Annotated in this window: 12 protein-coding genes and 1 other RNA gene; all 13 read right to left on the reverse strand. The window is 33.8% G+C overall.

What is annotated here, in order from left to right:
• Positions 1-40: 40 nt before the first annotated feature.
• The 13 genes from CLHOM_RS04305 to tpiA all read right to left on the reverse strand — a co-directional run bounded on the left by CLHOM_RS04305 (position 41) and on the right by tpiA (position 17709).
• Positions 41-1474 (reverse strand): FAD-binding oxidoreductase, encoded by a 1434-nt coding sequence (locus CLHOM_RS04305; protein WP_052220576.1) that lies wholly within the window; start codon positions 1472-1474, stop codon positions 41-43.
• Between the two features lie 5 nt (positions 1475-1479).
• Complete coding sequence (locus CLHOM_RS04310) at positions 1480-2421, reverse strand: electron transfer flavoprotein subunit alpha/FixB family protein (RefSeq protein WP_052220459.1); 942 nt, start codon at positions 2419-2421, stop codon at positions 1480-1482.
• Between the two features lie 17 nt (positions 2422-2438).
• The gene (locus CLHOM_RS04315) at positions 2439-3224 is read right to left on the reverse strand and encodes an electron transfer flavoprotein subunit beta/FixA family protein (RefSeq protein WP_052220460.1); all 786 of its coding nucleotides are present in this window, start codon (positions 3222-3224) and stop codon (positions 2439-2441) included.
• Positions 3225-3745: 521 nt separating this feature from the next.
• Positions 3746-5269, reverse strand: a complete 1524-nt coding sequence (locus CLHOM_RS04320) for a phytoene desaturase family protein (protein WP_052220461.1) — start codon at positions 5267-5269, stop codon at positions 3746-3748.
• Positions 5270-5903: 634 nt separating this feature from the next.
• Positions 5904-6237: a transfer-messenger RNA gene (ssrA, locus tag CLHOM_RS17805) on the reverse strand.
• A gap of 307 nt (positions 6238-6544) precedes the next feature.
• A complete protein-coding gene (locus tag CLHOM_RS04330; RefSeq protein WP_052220463.1) occupies positions 6545-7936 on the reverse strand; it encodes a hypothetical protein in 1392 nt (463 codons plus the stop codon).
• 116 nt (positions 7937-8052) lie between these two features.
• Positions 8053-8520, reverse strand: coding sequence for an SsrA-binding protein SmpB (smpB, locus tag CLHOM_RS04335; protein ID WP_052220464.1), 468 nt, complete (start codon positions 8518-8520; stop codon positions 8053-8055).
• A gap of 278 nt (positions 8521-8798) precedes the next feature.
• Positions 8799-10943 (reverse strand): ribonuclease R, encoded by a 2145-nt coding sequence (gene rnr, locus CLHOM_RS04340; RefSeq protein ID WP_052220465.1) that lies wholly within the window; start codon positions 10941-10943, stop codon positions 8799-8801.
• A 369-nt stretch (positions 10944-11312) separates the two neighbouring features.
• Positions 11313-13331 (reverse strand): sodium-translocating pyrophosphatase, encoded by a 2019-nt coding sequence (locus tag CLHOM_RS04345; RefSeq protein ID WP_052220466.1) that lies wholly within the window; start codon positions 13329-13331, stop codon positions 11313-11315.
• 209 nt (positions 13332-13540) lie between these two features.
• Positions 13541-13768: a preprotein translocase subunit SecG gene (gene secG / locus CLHOM_RS04350; protein ID WP_052220467.1), complete on the reverse strand. Its 228-nt coding sequence runs from the start codon at positions 13766-13768 to the stop codon at positions 13541-13543.
• A 137-nt stretch (positions 13769-13905) separates the two neighbouring features.
• A complete protein-coding gene (eno, locus tag CLHOM_RS04355; RefSeq protein WP_052220468.1) occupies positions 13906-15207 on the reverse strand; it encodes a phosphopyruvate hydratase in 1302 nt (433 codons plus the stop codon).
• Positions 15208-15287: 80 nt separating this feature from the next.
• Positions 15288-16823, reverse strand: a complete 1536-nt coding sequence (gene gpmI, locus CLHOM_RS04360) for a 2,3-bisphosphoglycerate-independent phosphoglycerate mutase (RefSeq protein WP_052220469.1) — start codon at positions 16821-16823, stop codon at positions 15288-15290.
• Positions 16824-16956: 133 nt separating this feature from the next.
• The gene (gene tpiA, locus CLHOM_RS04365) at positions 16957-17709 is read right to left on the reverse strand and encodes a triose-phosphate isomerase (protein WP_052220470.1); all 753 of its coding nucleotides are present in this window, start codon (positions 17707-17709) and stop codon (positions 16957-16959) included.
• Between the last annotated feature and the right edge of the window lie 212 nt (positions 17710-17921).

Here is a 17921-nt window from a genome sequence, read left to right on the forward strand (position 1 = left end):
CCTACCTTTCATTTTTATATTTGTATGTCAATTGTTTTTATTAGTTGTTACTATCTAATTGGTAACATACTTTACCTGGGTTCATAATAGAATTTGGGTCAAACACTTTTTTAATGCCTTTCATTAATTCCATATTTATTTCTCCAACACTATCAACTAAATAGCGGACCTTTCCACTGCCAATTCCATGTTCTCCTGAAACAAGACCTCCGCATTTTGTTGCTTCTGGGTAAATAATATCAAAGAATTTATCAACTCTTGTTTTAAATTCTGCTTCTTCTAAATCGTTACTGCATTGGTATATGTGAAGATTTCCATCTCCCGCATGTCCAAAACTTCTAATATTAAGTCCACATTCTTCACCAGTTTTATTTACAAATTCAAGATAAGAAGCAATCTTATTTACTGGAACTACTACATCACATTCATCTAATAATTTTGTTTCTGCCATAATTGCTTCTAAGAAACTAGAACGTGCAGCCCATGCATCTTTCATCTTTGCAGGTGTATCAGCTACAAGAACATCAATTGCTCCTGCTTCTAATACTATTTCACTAGCTTGTTCAATAAGGTTATTTAATTCATCTTCATTACTTGCATCTATAGTAACAAGTAAATAAGCATTTGCAGTTACTCCATCAATTACTTGTGGGAATACGCTCTTTCCAATATATCTTTCACTAGCTAGAACAATTTCTCTTTCCATAAATTCCAATGCTTGTGGATTTACGTTTGCCATTTTTAATTTAGGAACAGTAGAAATACAATCATGCAAGTTTTCAAAAGGAACAATCAAACTAGCAACTACCTTTGGTGCTGGCATGATTTTCAAAGTAAGTTCTGTAATAACTCCAAGGGTACCTTCTGAACCAATCATCAAATCCAAAAGGCTGTAACCTGAACTTGTTTTTGATACTGTAGCTCCAAAGTTAGTAATTTCTCCTGTTGGAAGAACAACTGTCATTGCACGTACATAATCACGTGTTGCTCCGTATTTAACAGCTCTCATTCCACCAGCATTTGTTGAAACATTTCCACCTAAGCAAGCGAACTTTTCACCAGGGTCTGGAGCATATAATAATCCTTGTTTTGCACAATCTTCTGCAAGATCATTTAACAAAACACCTGCTTGAACATTAACAACAAAATTTTCTAAATCATAAGAAAGTATTTTATTCATCTTTGTAAGATCAATTAAAACTCCTCCTAAAAGAGGAACTGCTCCACCTGTAAGTCCTGTTCCTGATCCTCTTGGAGTTACTGGTATCTTATGTTCATTACATATTTTTACTACTGCAGCAACTTCCTCTGTAGAATGTGCCATAAATACAACTTCCGGAGCTGTTTTTCCATAAATAGGCATTTCATCATGACTATAATCTTCATTGATATCATCGCCTGTTAAAATATGTCCTGGAGCTGCCTCCTGTAATTTTGTGATTAATTCTTCTGTTAATTTATTATACTCAGCCATTATAATCATTCCTTTCCTTTTACTTTCTTCATTTCTTCAATCATAACTGGAAGAATCTCAGTTACATTTCCAACAATAGCCACATTAGCTATTTCAAAAATTGGAGCATCTTCATCTTTATTAATTGCCACAATATAATTAGAACCTGACATTCCAGATGTATGTTGTGTTGCTCCAGAAATACCACATGCAATATAAAGTTTTGGTGCTACAATCTTTCCTGATTGCCCAACTTGATGTGCACGAGAAATCCATCCATCTTCAATTGGTGGTCTTGTTGCACCTACTACACCACCAAGTACTCGTGCTAATTCTTCAACAAGTTTGAAATTTTCTGGATTTCCCATTCCACGTCCGCCAGATACAATAACTTCTGCTTCTTCTAAATTAACAGATTCAGAAATTTCTTTTACTGTATCAACAATTTTTGCCTTAACAGCACTAGCTGGAATTTCTACTTTTTTCTCTGTAACACCTGCATTTGAAGCAGCCTCTGGCTTTGGAAAACTTCCATTTCTAATTGTAACTACGGCAGTACCTTCTACTTCAATATGTTCTAAAATTGTACCGCCATAAGCTGGTCTAGTGTATATAACCTTACTATCAGTTTTACTCATTCCTATTACATCACTTACACATCCTAAACACATACGTCCTGCAATACGTGGTGCAATATCTTTAGCCAATGCTGTATTTGCTAATAAAATAATGTCTGGATTTTGTTCCTTAACAGTTTCTGATAATACTTCTGTAAAAGTATCACAGTCTGCAGCAGTATCTATATAAATAACTGGAATTCCTAAAGCGGCTACTGTATCTGCAGCAGCCCTGTTACCTACTATAAGAGCTGTTCCTTCAGCATCTAATGCTTTTACTGCACTAATCAATTCAAGGCTTCCGCCTAAAGCTTTTTCTCCATCTGTTTCAATAAACAATAATGCTTTCATACTTTACTTTTCCCTCCTTAGATTGCCTTATCTTTTTTCATTTGCTCAAGAGCAGCACTTACTGCTAGTGCAGCATCTTTCTCTTGAATTTTGATACCAGCCTCTTTCTTAGGAGGTTCAACATACTCGATGCAACGTACTTTTGCTTGTTTTACCTCTCCAATTTCTGCTGCTGAATAAGTTGGAATAACTGCCTTACGACTTGCCATCTTAGTTTTAATAGTAGGATAACGTGGATCATAATCTGGTTTACTTATTGTTACTACAGCTGGAGATGCTATAGAAACTATATTATATCCTTCTTCAGTTTCTTGATGAACTTCCATGGCATCATCTTTCAAATTAACTTCAACTACGCTGCTAACAAAGCCTGTTCCTAATTTTTCAGCAAGCATTGCTCCTACTTGACCAGTAATTTCATCTGTGGATTCCTTACCACAAAGAATTAAATCAAATTTTTTATCTTTTTCTTTTTCAATTTTATGAATAGCATCTACTAAAACATCAGCTGTCCCAATTGAGTCTAAAGCTGCAAATGAATCATCTTTTACAAAAAATGCTTCTTTAGCTCCTACGGCAAGACAATTTTTTAATGTGTTTAAAGAATCCTCTGCTCCAACATTTAATACACTAACATTTCCTCCATTAGCTTCCATAAACCGAACTGCTAGCTCTAATGCATATGTGTCAAATGCATTTGCTACCAAACTGACTCCATTCAAACTAGGTTTTTTCTTCTCCTTATCCAAATGGATTTCAATAGAATCATCCGGAACCTGTTTTACACAAATAAGAATCTCCATACTATCCTTCTCCTTTATACTTTTTACATTTTTATATTATTGTATATGTTTACATGATTAAAATGTTTTTTGATAGAACCATTGTGTATTTAAATTTTTATAAAGTACCATTTTATAAAATTGTTTCGATTTAGTTTCTACAAAAGAATTATCTGCCGTCTGTTGTCTGCTGGTCTTACCAATTTATATTTATAATTTTAGCACAATATATAAAATATTTCAATGATTTATATAATTTTTTTCATGACAAACGCAAGGCTTAGCAGAATAATTATACCACTATAACTAAGTATGGATAAATGCTGCTATATTTATGCAATATCTTAATCCTGACACTTCAGGTGGTTTTCTTTAAACAACAAGAAAACCACCTACTGATAAAATGCTTTTTATAAGTAGGTGGTGGATTATTTCCCTAAGATGATCGTCATTGATACAAATTTATTATTCATTTTGTTTAGTATGTTTCCTTATATGGGTTGTGTTCCACAAGAAAAATAATACTGATATGCAACAATATCCTATCTGTCTTTAAAGTATTCAGTAAAATCCTTTTTCAGATCAATTCCTTCTCTTTTCAGAATCTCCTTTGCAAGATAATAGCCACTTGCCATAACTCCTGCAACTCCGAAGCCAGGAAATACCCATTGCCCCACTAAATATAAATCTTTTATATCAGTTCTCTGCTTTAGATATTTTCCATACTGAGACTGTTCTACGGACCATCCCATAAAGGAACCGTTTTTACTGTACGTATATCTCTCATAGGTCACAGGAGAAGAAAGCTCATGATATGAAACCGCATCAACAAAATCTCTGCCCATATGTTTACCAATACGGTCCATCAGAATTTTCTCGACTTCTTTCTTTAATGTCTTATATTTTTCACCGCGCTTTCTATTATCTTCGGTTTCCCAATAATTATGATACTCATAACTGATTGGAACTAACGCTACCAAAGATCGGAACTCATCGCCCTCTCTCTTAGGATAAATATAAATGATAATAGGTGCTGTTTCAGGTGTATATTCTTCTGTTCTCTTACTATAATCTTTCTTTGCAAGAATGCTTATTCCTTCTAAATTATTAAGGCTATATTTATCCTCATCAAAGGACATAAATAAGGCAGCTACCGGTTCAAATATCTTTCTTCCCGAAATTGCCTTTTTCATTTTTTTCTTTGCAGCAACTTTATCTGAAATCCATTCATATGTAAACTGTGGAGATGCATTACTGATAACAGCGCCATGATACTCTGTTCCATCTTTTGTCTTTACACCATATGCCTGGTTATCTTTAACCAATATTTCAGTCACTTCGGTATTCAGCTTCAATTCTCCTCCTAGATGATTGAGCCCTTTAACTGCCGCATCCGGAATTGCCTGCATTCCATTGACAGGGTAAAAGTTTTTGCCATATACCCACCACTGATATGCAAAAGACATGAATACCATAGGATACGGGGCTTTTGAATAAATTATGGTCTTCAATTCATCAGAAGTCGTAAATAAATCCAGTATCTTGTAGGCATCTTTATTTCCATACTTCATAAACATAGGGCGTTGCTTCTTTGCATTCATGCCAAACTTAATTAACTGGAAAAGATTCATGTCATAGGGTGGTTCTGGTGCTTCAGTTCCGGAAAACATCTCTGTAATAATAGTTTCCATGATATCAAAAATACGATTAACATCATTTTTACTATTCGGAAACTGCTTGAGAAAACTCCCACGAACATTTCCATGCTCAAAATCATATTCCTTTCCATCAATAAAGCATTTCAAATCTCCTCCAAGTGGTTTTGCCTCCACTTGCGGCGCATTCCAAAATTCCATAAATTGCGGTATGGCCTGTCCTTCTTTCAATTCATATAAACCATGGATGCCAAGATCAAAGTGGACACCTTTTCGTGAAAAAGAAGTCACCAAACCTCCAGGTATATTATGTTTTTCTAGTACCAGAACCTTTTTATTATATTTGGCGAGAAAGTTTGCAACACTTAATCCACCCATTCCTGATCCAATAATAATGTAGTCATACTGCATAATCTTTATCCTCTTTAAAACCAAAGATTTATCCCTTACCTTACCATTATCACATTATATGTGAATGGATTCAATCTATTTCTTAGCTTCTAAATAAAGAAACCCTCGGGAATGACGTAAACATGACACACTCCACGTGCCCTATCTAGGAGAACTTATCAAAAACTATAAATATTAATTTTAACAAATATTTTTTGAACACTCCGAGCATGTTTACCTTATATTTATGGTTAAGTATTTAAAATTTAAAGAAAAACAGCCTCATTTTTACCCCTAGAAACGTCAAAAGTCCTTGAAACCAAGGACTTTCTATTGTATCAAAATTATAGTTTATGTATGGTGGAGGCGAGGGGACACATTTTCCCATTGTTTCCAAATGGTGCTGACTATATCTTAAGCTTAATTAAGAATTAAGCCCCTTGGCGTTTTATAGAAGCCATAATATAGTTTTGAAGCTTCTATCCTAGTACTTCAATATTCACTGTTTTATGAACTTAGAAGCCTATGAGTCGATACGCGGCTGTTGAGTTTCCTCACATACCACTCGGTATTGCCGTCGTCTATAATAACGTTACGGTTTCACCGATAAAGCCAAGTTTTCACTTATGAATCACTTCATAAGGCGACTCTTTTATGAATCGAACCCCTGTCCGAAAGCAGCAACACTACAGCATCTCCGAGTGCAGTCCTTAATTTGACATTCCCTCCACTAGACGCCTAAGGACAGGCTTCCAGTTTCAGTAGCTTCATGTTTTCCGTTCCAAGGTCAAAGCTTTCCAAGGCTCGGTTCCCCACTAATTGACGCCCTATCCCAAGTCGTGGGACTCTCGGGTAGGACGAGCGGCTTAATTAAGCTGCTAAAGCGTAATTTTCTTCTGCGTTTATATTTAATTCCCAGTTTTTTAACGCTGGTCCAGGAAACCATCGACTCGCTTCTGTAGCACAACACACCCCCGTCGAAAGCCATGTACGCCCCCGTGTTATAAAATTCAGGTAGTATTGCATTACCTTTAATTTAAAAACGCATTCTATTATCACTATATTTTATCATTATCAATCATCACCGTCAATACGCTCTATTGAAGTGACAAATACTATAATACAATATACACTAAAGGTTATCAATAGGATTTTACAGTATTTTTTCTTAAAATAATGGAAGTATACTATATAATTATAACCAGTTACTAAAAAGTATATTCTTTTAGACAAATTATATTACCTGCTAGTAACTGGTATCTAATTTAATAATTTCCATATTTTAAAACATAGTTTCTATATAATTAACATGGCTACGACTGTAGTTACTGAAAGTCCAATAATTACTGGCTTCAAATTTCTCTTAGCCAATTCAAAGGCATCTACTCTACAAATTGCAGCTACAGGAATCAGTGCCCATGGGACTATAGTTCCACCTCCAACCCATATACCTGCTATCTGTCCAAGAGCAGTTAAAGTATCTATTCCTCCACCTATGGCTGTGGAGAACAACCTTGCAATTGAGCCTACTAGAGATATTCCTGAAAATCCTGATCCATCTAATCCTGTAATGGCACCTGCTGATGTTAAGGTTATTGCCGCAACAGCGGAATTTACAGGAACTAAGTTTGCTAGTGCTGCACCTAAATCATTAACTATTCCAGTAGAAGATTGAGGGAGAATCTTGCCGTAAATTTCATTGAAAGCGGAGTCTCCTAAATAGAAGAAGGCTGCCACTGGAATTACTACTCCAAATATTTTAAAACCAAATTGCAAACCCTTTACAAGATTATTTGTTATACTCTCTAGAGACTTTTTACCGTATGATAATACAGCTATAACTGAAAGTATAAGTATTGAAGTTCCTCCAATAAGAGCAGTTGCATCTCCACCTTGAAGTTTAGCAAAAACCATTATAATAATGTCAACAGCAAAAAGTATTAGAATAGCCATTGCTAAAACTCTTCTCACTTTTATTGAAGAAATTAAATTTAAAGATTTGTACTCTATTTCCTCCATCTCCTCTTCCTGAACAGTTAATGCACCGGATTTAATATCCTTTCTTATCAAATAGAAAGCAGCTACAGTGGTTACTACTCCCATAGTTATAGTTAAAGGTACGCTTGCGGATATAACTTGGGATACTTCAATTCCTGCTGCATCTGCAGTAATTTTTGGTGCAGCTTGAATAACATAATCACTAGATAATGCTATACCATGTCCAAAGATGTTCATAGCTACTGCAGCTCCCATGGCAGGAAGTCCAGCTTTTCTAGCTATTGGTATAAGTAGCGCTCCAACTAGAGCAACAGCTGGTGATGGCCAGAAGAACCAGGAAATTGTCATCATAACAAGTCCTATAACCCAAAAAGCTACCCCATAGGATTTAATGATTTTTTTAAAGGGTGATACTAGCTCTTGATTTATTCCTGACTCAACTAAAAGATTACTCATTGCTGTTATTACTGAAATAATTAATATAGTCGGCAATAGCTCTTTTGTAGCATAAATAAAGCTGTTAAATACACCCATTAAGGATTTATATACTGATTCAGTTCCTAATGCTCCAAGGGCAAATATTCCTATAATACATATTAGGGTTATATCCTTCTTTAATATCATGGCGAAAATAATTATTAGAATAAATAGTAGGTACACATAGTGTAATGCTGTTAACTCTATAATCATTTGTATCCCTCCGCATAAATTATATATATTACTAAATTATGCGGAAATAACAGGGAAGTTCTTTTAATTATATGTATTTATCTATAAATTAAAAAGGCTGTGCATTATGCACAGCTCTATCTCATTCTTTCTTTCATTTGTCTATCAATATCCCTCTTAGCAGATTTTTCTGCTATAGCATCTCTCTTATCGTAATTCTTTTTACCCTTTGCAACCCCAAGAGCTACTTTAACTCTTCCTTTTTTAAGGTAAAGGCTCACTGGAATTAAAGTATACCCGTCTCTAGTTGAATAGCCAAGTAAAGTATTTATCTGCGATTTATGGAGAAGTAATTTTCTTTCTCTCAATGGATCTTTATTAAATATATTTCCTTTTTCATAAGGACTTACGTGCATATTGCAAAGGAAAATCTCTCCGTTTCTAACCTGAGCATAACTATCCTTTAGATTTGCCTTGCCGCCTCTTATAGACTTAACCTCTGTACCTACAAGCACAATTCCAGCTTCCATAACTTCCTCAATAAAATAATCATGATATGCTTTTCTATTTTGTGCTAAGGTATTGTTCTTACTATCCTTCCCCATATTAACACCTACTTTTCAAAGTCACTTTTGGGTATAAATTATACATTATAATTAATACTTAGTCAATAATCAAGAATTTTACGAGGTAAAATTCTTATGAGTAACCAGTTTGCCAGTAACCAGTAAAGGAAGTTTTGCTCTGCAAAACTAGAATTTTATATGAGCGTAGCTCATTATGCTTATTGTAGCTTGCTACAATGGCGGATTTTATAATTAAGCTGCGCTTAATTATTTCATTTACTGGTTACTTAAGAAAAATGTGACGCATTTTTCTTATATTACTCTTCTTCCACAGTTTCTTCTTCATCATCTTCCTTCAACAGGTCAAAGTTTATTTCATAAGAATCTAAATCTACTTTAGATACTCTTATTTTTACTTCATCTCCTAATCTGTATTGTTTCTTAGTTCTCTCACCTATTAGACATAGATGTTCTTCATCATAAACGTAATAGTCATCGTCTAAGGTGCTTATATGAATTAAACCTTCTACTGTATTTTGAAGTTCTACAAATAATCCAAAATTAGTTACTGAAGAAATTATACCCTCGTATTCTTCACCAATTCTTTCACTCATGTATTCAGCTTTCTTTAGGTCATCTACTTCTCTTTCAGCCTCCACGGCAATTCTTTCCATATCTGAGGACTGCACAGCTGCATAATCTACAGCCTTTTCTAACTGCTGAACTCTCTTATCATCAATTAGTCCATCAAGGGATTCTTTAATTATTCTATGAATTATTAAATCAGGATATCTTCTTATTGGAGAAGTGAAATGGCAATAATATTTTGCTGCAAGTCCAAAGTGCCCTACAGATTCTGGTGAATATCTGGCTTGCTTCAATGAACGAAGTAAAAGTGTATTTACTACTGTCTCTTCCTTCTTTCCTCTTACTTCATCTATAATTTGCTGGAGTGCCTTTGGATGCACATCATTGCTTGCCTTTATGAAATATCCTAAGTTATAAGCAAAGTTTCTAAATCTTTGTAGTTTTTCTTCATCTGGATCTTCATGAATTCTATAAACAAAAGGAAGTTTAGTCCAAAACATATGCTCTGCTATAGTTTCATTACATACAAGCATAAATTCTTCAATTATTCTATTAGCAATAGCTCTTTCATAAGGTTTTATATCTATTGGCTTTCCATTATCATTTAATATTATCTTGCATTCTTCAAAATCGAAATCTATTGCTCCTCTTCTCCTTCTCTTTTCGTAGAGAATTTCACAAAGCTCTTCCATTGTTTTAAAATCTTCATATAAATCCTTATATCTTTCTATAAGCTCTGGATCCTTGTCTCTTAGGATCTTAGTTACATTTGTGTATGTCATTCTTTCATTTGTCTTTATTATACTTTTAGTAATCCTATAATCTACAACTTTTCCTTGGTTGCTTATTTCCATAAAACAAGTCATAGCGAGTCTATCAACTTTAGGATTTAAACTGCATATACCATTAGATAACTCCCTTGGAAGCATAGGAATAACCCTGTCAATAAGATATACGGAAGTTCCTCTCTTTAAGGCTTCTTTATCAAGAGGATTTTTTTCTCTTACATAATGAGAAACGTCTGCAATATGAACCCCTAGATAGTAATTTCCATTTGGAAGCTTTTCAATAGAAACTGCATCATCTAAGTCCTTAGCATCCTCTCCATCTATAGTCACCATTTTTATATTTCTTAAATCTTCTCTACCTTTATATTCTTCTTCAGGTATTTCTTGAGGAACATTTGCTGCATAACTTTGAACCTTTGGAGGAAATTCTTCTGGCAGCTTATGTTTTTTAATTATAGTTAGTATATCTATTCCTCTTTCACCTTTTTTACCTAGTATCTCTTTAACTTCTCCTTCTGGATTTCTTCTTTTTTCCGGCCATTCTTTTATTTCAACTATTACTACATCTCCATGGGTAGCGCCTTTAGAGCATTCAATAGGAATAAATATATCTTGATAAATTCTTTTATCCTCTGGAACCACAAAGCCAAAGTTTTTACTAGCTTCATATACTCCAACTAAACTCTTATTAGCTCTCTCCGTAACTCTTAGAATTTCTCCTTCTCTTTTCTTTCCTCTATTTTCATCCTTTAAAACTTTAGCTATAACCTTGTCTCCATGCATTGCACCATTCATATTAGATGAAGTTATAAATAAGTCTGCACTGCCATCGTCAGGAATTACAAATCCAAAGCCCTTAGAATGCCCTTGCAGCCTTCCTGGAATTAGTCCCATTTTTTCTGGTAACCCATAAAGATTTGTTCTTGTCTTTATTACACTACCTTCCTTTTCCATGGTTTTTAAGATATCTTTAAAATCCTTCATTTCTCCCTTTGGAATTCCGAAAACCTTTGCTAGCTCTTGTATATCCATAGGCTTATAAGCCAGTTCTTTCATAAAATCTAATAATGCATTTTTTATGTTCAATCCTTATCCCTCCTATCTAAAATCCTATTCTTATATTATGTTTACCTTTTTTTATTAAACTAATCATATTTATATATTTTTTATTATTTAAACCTATTTTCTAGTGATAATTTCTTTAAAATTCTATTCCCTTTTAATTATATACTATCCTAATTGCCAACCTTAGTCAAACCTTGTCTATATTAGAATTTATTTCTTATAATATAGCATTTTATGTAAATTTAATATTAAGTTAGTTTAATTTTATTATTTTAAATATAATAAATCGCTAATCTCTATTCCCTAATCGCTATATATTCTAAATAGCGACTAGTGATTAGCGATTAGCGATTATATTAAATAAACCTACTTTAAATACTTTAAACTCAACTAATTAAATAATCTTAATAAAATTCCTCCATTATTTGCAATCACTGTTGCAAAAACTAAAGATACTATAGTCATTAGCTTAATTAATATATTCATGGCTGGACCTGAGGTATCCTTAAAAGGATCTCCTACTGTATCACCTACTACAGCTGCCTTGTGAGCATCGCTGCCTTTTCCTCCATGGGCTCCTCTTTCTATGAATTTCTTTGCATTATCCCAAGCTCCACCTGCATTTGCCATCATAATTGCTATTAATACTCCTGAGGAAACTGCTCCTCCAATAAGTCCACCTAGGGCTTCAACTCCTAATAGCATACCTACAGCAATTGGAACAACTATAGCAAGAACACCTGGAAGTATCATTTCTTTTAGTGCAGCTGAAGTTGAAATATCTACACATTTTTTATAGTCTGGTTTTGCTTTACCTTCCATTATACCCGGAATAGTTTTAAACTGATGCCTAACTTCTTCAATCATATGATTAGCAGCTTTTCCTACAGACTCCATAGTTAAAGCACCAAATAAAAATGGGAGCATAGCCCCTATTAAGACTCCCACTAAGGTTACTGGTGTTAAAAGATTAATTGCAGTTAATTCTGTTTTTTGAGCATAGGATGCAAATAATGCAAGAGCAGTAAGTGCCGCTGACCCAATAGCAAAGCCTTTTCCAATAGCGGCAGTAGTATTACCTACAGAATCAAGCTTATCTGTAATTTCCCTAACACTTGAAGGAAGACCTGACATTTCTGCAATGCCTCCAGCATTATCTGCTATAGGACCATAAGCATCTACTGCTACTGTAAGACCTGTTGTAGATAACATTCCCACTGCAGCAAGAGATATTCCATAAAGGCCCATAAATATGTTTTCTCCTCCACCCATTATATAAAATGAGAATAAAACTCCAGCACAAATAAGTACTATAGGAATCATGGTGGAGTACATTCCCACTGCAAAACCAGAAATTATTGTAGTAGCTTCTCCGGTTTCAGATTGTTTTGCTATTCTTCTAACAAATCTATACTCATCAGAAGTATAAATTTCTGTTATTTTACCTATAGAAATTCCAACAATTAATCCAGCTAGTATTGCAAAGAAAGCTTTTGAATCTCCGAAAATGCTTATACTTAATGATAAAGACCCTATAATAACTAATACCCCTCCTATATATGTCCCATGGTTTAATGTCTTTTGAGGGTTGCTATTCTTACTATTTCTTGCAAATATTGCACCAATTATAGATGCTATTACACCAACTGAAGCTAGCATAAGAGGAAATAGTATTTTAGATTGTTCCCCTGAAAATAAAAAATAACCTAAAGTTAAAGCTGATATTATTGATCCTACATATGATTCAAACAAATCAGCACCCATTCCAGCTACATCCCCTACATTATCGCCAACATTGTCTGCTATTACTGCTGGATTTCTAGGGTCATCCTCTGGTATTCCAGCCTCTACCTTTCCAACTAAATCTGCTCCTACATCAGCTGCCTTAGTGTATATCCCTCCACCTACACGAGCAAATAATGCAATTGAACTAGCTCCAAGTCCAAAGCCTGTTATAAAATTAGGATCATTTCCTAAAATTATATACAACAATGCTAAACCAAATATCCCTAGACCAACAACACACATTCCCATTACAGCTCCACCCGAAAAAGCAATTTTAAGAGCTTTCCTTTGCCCTTCTGTTGCTGCCTGAGCAGTCCTTACATTAGCTTTTGTAGCTACATTCATTCCACAATATCCTGCAAGAATTGAAAAAACAGCTCCAAAAACAAAACAAATAGCTGTTTTGTAATCAACTGCAAGTATGATGATAATTGCTACCACCACTATAAATACAGAAAGGTACCTGTATTCTCTCTTCAAAAATGCCATAGCTCCCTCATGTATATACCCAGAAATTTCTTTCATCCTTTCGTTTCCTGGGTCTTCCTTGCTAATACCCTTAGTTAAGATGAATGCAAAAATTAAAGCTAAAATACCGCAAACAATAGGCAAATATGAATTCATATTTCTCCCCCTTAATTATTATTAATCTAGCAGAAGTAATTTATTGTATTAACTTCTATAATAAGTGTATTAAGTATTATCTAGATTTATTAATAATAAATTTTAAGGCAAAATAAAAAACATATGAATCTTTAAATTCATATGTCTAAAATCATAGTTTTAATAAAACTATCTTATGTATTTATATTATGGCCTAGTGCCTATAAAAACTACCTCAATAATGTAAGAAAAGCAGTTATTACCGCAAATCCTATTGCTAACAAAACAGTAAGTCTGCTTAAAAATGATTCATAAGTCCTAGTTTTGTTTTTTGCATAGAATGTTTCTGAAGTACTTGATATTAAATTAAAGCCATCAGCTTTTCCTGGTTGTTTTAATACAGTAATTATAAGTGCAATGGACACTAATATTTGTGCAACCTGTAAAAATTTATACAACTATATGCACCTCCCTATCTAAGCTATTATATACAATTTACATCTATTTATTTTATCACACTATACAATAAATTACAATTTATTTTACTAATATTTTAAAAAAAGAAAGTTGCTAGGCAACTTTCTTTATGAGCTAATTATTTTTTTAGATTGTAGAATGCTTTTAATCCTCTGTATTCTCCATAAGCACCTAACTCTTCTTCAATTCTTAAAAGTTGATTGTACTTAGCAACTCTTTCACTTCTTGCTGGAGCACCAGTTTTAATTTGACCAGCATTTACAGCAACAACTAAATCAGCTATTGTTGTATCTTCAGTTTCTCCTGACCTGTGAGAAACTACTGCAGTATATCCAGCTCTTTCAGCCATTTCTATAGTATTTAAAGTTTCAGTTAAAGTTCCTATTTGATTTAATTTAATAAGAATTGAATTTCCTACTCCTCTTTCAATTCCCATTGAAAGTCTCTTAGTGTTAGTAACGAATAAATCGTCTCCAACTAATTGAACTTTATTTCCAAGCTTTTCAGTGATTAACTTCCAGCCTTCCCAATCCTCTTCTGCCATACCATCTTCAATTGAGATAATTGGATATTTTTCTACTAGGTTTGCATAGTAGTCTACCATTTCAGCTGGAGTTAAGTTTCTTCCTTCTCCTTTTAATTCATATAATTTAGCTTCTGTGTTGTAGAACTCTGAAGATGCTGGGTCTAAAGCTATAAATATTTCTTCACCTGGTTTATAACCTGCTTTTTCAACTGCTTCTATAATTACTTGAATAGCTTCTTCATTGCTGTTTAGGTTTGGTGCAAATCCGCCTTCATCACCAACACCAGTTGATAAGCCTTTATCCTTTAAAAGGTTCTTTAAAGTGTGATATATTTCAGCACACATTCTTAAAGCTTCTGAGAATGATTTAGCTCCTGCAGGCATAATCATAAATTCTTGTAAATCTACGTTATTATCAGCGTGAGAACCACCATTTAATATGTTCATCATAGGTACAGGTAATACCTTTGAATTAACTCCACCTATGTATTGATATAAGCTTAATCCTAAAGATTGAGCAGCTGCTCTTGCACAAGCTAAAGATACTCCTAGCATTGCATTAGCTCCAAGTTTGCTCTTATTTTCTGTTCCATCAAGTTCGATCATAACATTGTCAATACCTACTTGATCAAGAACATTCATTCCAACTAATTCGTCAGCAATTAAGTCATTTACATTTTCTACTGCTTTTTCAACACCTTTTCCTAAATAAACAGCTTTATTGTTATCTCTTAATTCTACTGCTTCAAATATACCTGTTGACGCTCCTGATGGTACTGCTGCAACTCCTACTGTTCCATCTTCTAATTCTACTTCTACTTCTACTGTTGGATTTCCTCTAGAATCTAGTATTTGTCTAGCGTAAACATCAACTATCTCTACGAAAGTTTTCATTATTTTCTCCTCCTTAATTTACATAGAATATATATATTAGAAAACAAAATTTGTTTTCTAGTAAAATCACTTTACCAACATTACTTAATTAAGCTCTTTCCAGTCATTTCTTTAGGAATCTGCAGTCCCATCTCAGTTAAAATAGTAGGAGCAATATCTGCTAAAATTCCACCATCTCTAAGCTCTTTTCCTTTAGCATCTCTAGATACATAAACAAACGGCACAAGATTTGTAGTATGAGCTGTGAAAGGCCCTCCAGTGGAGTAATCCATCATCTGTTCAGAGTTTCCATGGTCTGCAGTTATAAATATAGAGCCATTTTTCTCTAGTATTTTATCCACAACCTTACCTAAACATTCATCCACAGTTTCAACTGCCTTAACAGCTGCATCCATTATACCAGTGTGTCCTACCATATCAGGATTTGCATAGTTTAAAACTATCATGTCATATTTATCTGAATCTATTCTTTTTAAAACTTCTTCTGTTACCTCATAAGCACTCATCTCTGGCTTCAAGTCATAAGTTGCAACCTTTGGTGAAGGAATCAATACTCTATCTTCATTTTTGTAGGTTTCTTCAATTCCTCCATTAAAGAAAAAGGTAACATGAGCATATTTTTCTGTCTCAGCAATTCTCAATTGAGTTTTTCCAAGCTTTCCTAAATATTCTCCTAATGTATTATAATAGATTTCTGGCTTGAAAGCAATTTCTACATTTTCTATTGTGCTGTCATACTCTGTCATTGTAACAAAAGTTAAATTTAAAGTTTCTCTTTTAAAAGCTTCAAAGACTTTATCATTTATTGCTCTAGTTAATTGTCTTGCTCTATCTGGTCTGAAATTAAAGAATATTACAGAATCCTCATCCTTTATTACGGAAGTAGGTTTTCCATCTTTAATTATAACTGTTGGAAGAACAAATTCATCAGTTTTATTGTCATGATATGACTTTTCCACTGCTTCCATGGCACTATTAGCATGCTCACCCTTACCTAGAACTAAAGCATCGTAGGCAAGTTGTACTCTTTCCCATCTTTTATCTCTGTCCATAGCATAGTATCTTCCTGATACTGTTGCTATGGTCCCTACTCCTATTTCACTCATATAATCTTCTATTTCTTTAATAAAACTTGGAGCTGAATTTGGTGCTGTATCTCTTCCATCTAAGAAAGCATGTACATATACCTTTTTTATATTGTTTTCAGATGCTAATTTTATTAAACCTTTTAAATGCTCTATATGAGAATGTACTCCACCATCAGATAATAGACCCATAAAATGAAGGGAAGAATTGTTTTTCTTTACATTTTTTATAGCCTTTAACAAAGCTTCGTTTTTAGCTAAATCTCCGTCTTCTATAGCTTTAGTTATTCTAGTAAGTGCTTGATATATAATTCTTCCTGCTCCAATATTCAAGTGTCCAACTTCCGAATTTCCCATTTGTCCTTCTGGAAGTCCTACTGATAATCCGCTTGCTCCTAACTGGGTATTAGGATATTCCTTTAAGATATTATTGTAATTATTCATTTTAGCTGCCTTTATAGCATTTCCCTCTTTATTATTAGATATACCAAAGCCATCTAAAATAGCCAGCATTACTGGTCTTTTACCCATTGTTCCACCTCCGTTATATAAGAATTTTACGACGTAAAATTCTTAGTAACCAGTAACCAGTTTTATTAATTCTACTGGCAACTGGCCACTGGTCACTGGTTACTTAAGAAAAATGCATCGCATTTTTCTTATATTATTTATCAAAATTAACTATAGCTGCAAACTCTTCTGCCTTTAAAGAAGCTCCTCCAATAAGTCCACCGTCTATATTTGGCTTTGCCATCTGTTCTTTAATTGTAGAAGGTTTAACTGAACCACCATACTGTATTCTTGTTTTTTCTGAAGCTTCTTCATTAAACATTTCTTTAATTGTTTTTCTAATGAAGCTTATAGTTTCTTCTGCTTGTTCTGATGTAGCAGTTTTACCTGTTCCAATTGCCCAAATAGGCTCATAAGCTATAATTGTATTAGAAACTTGCTCTGCTGTAAGACCGTTTAAGTCAAGCTTTATTTGTTTTTCAAGTACTTCCTCAGTTATATTTGTTTCTCTTTCCTCTAAAGTTTCTCCAATGCAAAGTATTGGTATTAATTTATGCTGAAAAGCTTTATGCATTTTTTTGTTTAATGCCTCATCTGTTTCAGCAAAATATTGTCTTCTCTCGCTGTGGCCTAAAATAACATATTCTACTCCTAATTCCTTTAGCATAACTGGTGAAGTTTCTCCAGTAAAAGCACCACTTTCTTCAAAATGCATATTTTGTGCTCCTACCTTTATGTTCGTTCCTTCTACAGCTTTTTTAACTGCCTGTAAACATATTGTTGGGGGACATACTACTACTTCACAGGTAGCTTCCACAACTAATGGTTTTAATTCGTTTATTAGTTTTACTGCCTCTTCAATAGTATTATTCATTTTCCAATTTCCAGCTATAATTGCTTTTCTCAAATTTTACACTCCCTTTTTTTTGTAGGTGCTAGGTTTTAGTTGCTAGGTCCTAGGTTCTAGTCTCTAATCTCTAAATTTAATTGACAATTGAGAATTGACAATGGACAATAAATGTAGTTTTTCTTTCAGAAAAACTTGAATGCAATAAAATAACTAGTTGAAATCAGTTTAATTGTTTTTTTCAAATTTGAGTTTTGCATTAGCAAAACATC

The sequence above is a fragment of the Clostridium homopropionicum DSM 5847 genome (genome assembly GCF_001263795.1).
GTDB classification, from domain to species: Bacteria; Bacillota; Clostridia; order Clostridiales; family Clostridiaceae; genus Clostridium_H; species Clostridium_H homopropionicum.

What these genes read in the sequence shown, in the direction of transcription:
- CLHOM_RS04305 (WP_052220576.1), bottom strand. Translation starts at nt 1,474, where the DNA reads ATGGCTGAGTATAATAAATTAACAGAAGAATTAATCACAAAATTACAG.
- CLHOM_RS04310 (WP_052220459.1), bottom strand. Translation starts at nt 2,421, where the DNA reads ATGAAAGCATTATTGTTTATTGAAACAGATGGAGAAAAAGCTTTAGGC.
- CLHOM_RS04315 (WP_052220460.1), bottom strand. Translation starts at nt 3,224, where the DNA reads ATGGAGATTCTTATTTGTGTAAAACAGGTTCCGGATGATTCTATTGAA.
- CLHOM_RS04320 (WP_052220461.1), bottom strand. Translation starts at nt 5,269, where the DNA reads ATGCAGTATGACTACATTATTATTGGATCAGGAATGGGTGGATTAAGT.
- CLHOM_RS04330 (WP_052220463.1), bottom strand. Translation starts at nt 7,936, where the DNA reads ATGATTATAGAGTTAACAGCATTACACTATGTGTACCTACTATTTATT.
- smpB (WP_052220464.1), bottom strand. Translation starts at nt 8,520, where the DNA reads ATGGGGAAGGATAGTAAGAACAATACCTTAGCACAAAATAGAAAAGCA.
- CLHOM_RS04345 (WP_052220466.1), bottom strand. Translation starts at nt 13,331, where the DNA reads ATGAATTCATATTTGCCTATTGTTTGCGGTATTTTAGCTTTAATTTTT.
- eno (WP_052220468.1), bottom strand. Translation starts at nt 15,207, where the DNA reads ATGAAAACTTTCGTAGAGATAGTTGATGTTTACGCTAGACAAATACTA.
- gpmI (WP_052220469.1), bottom strand. Translation starts at nt 16,823, where the DNA reads ATGGGTAAAAGACCAGTAATGCTGGCTATTTTAGATGGCTTTGGTATA.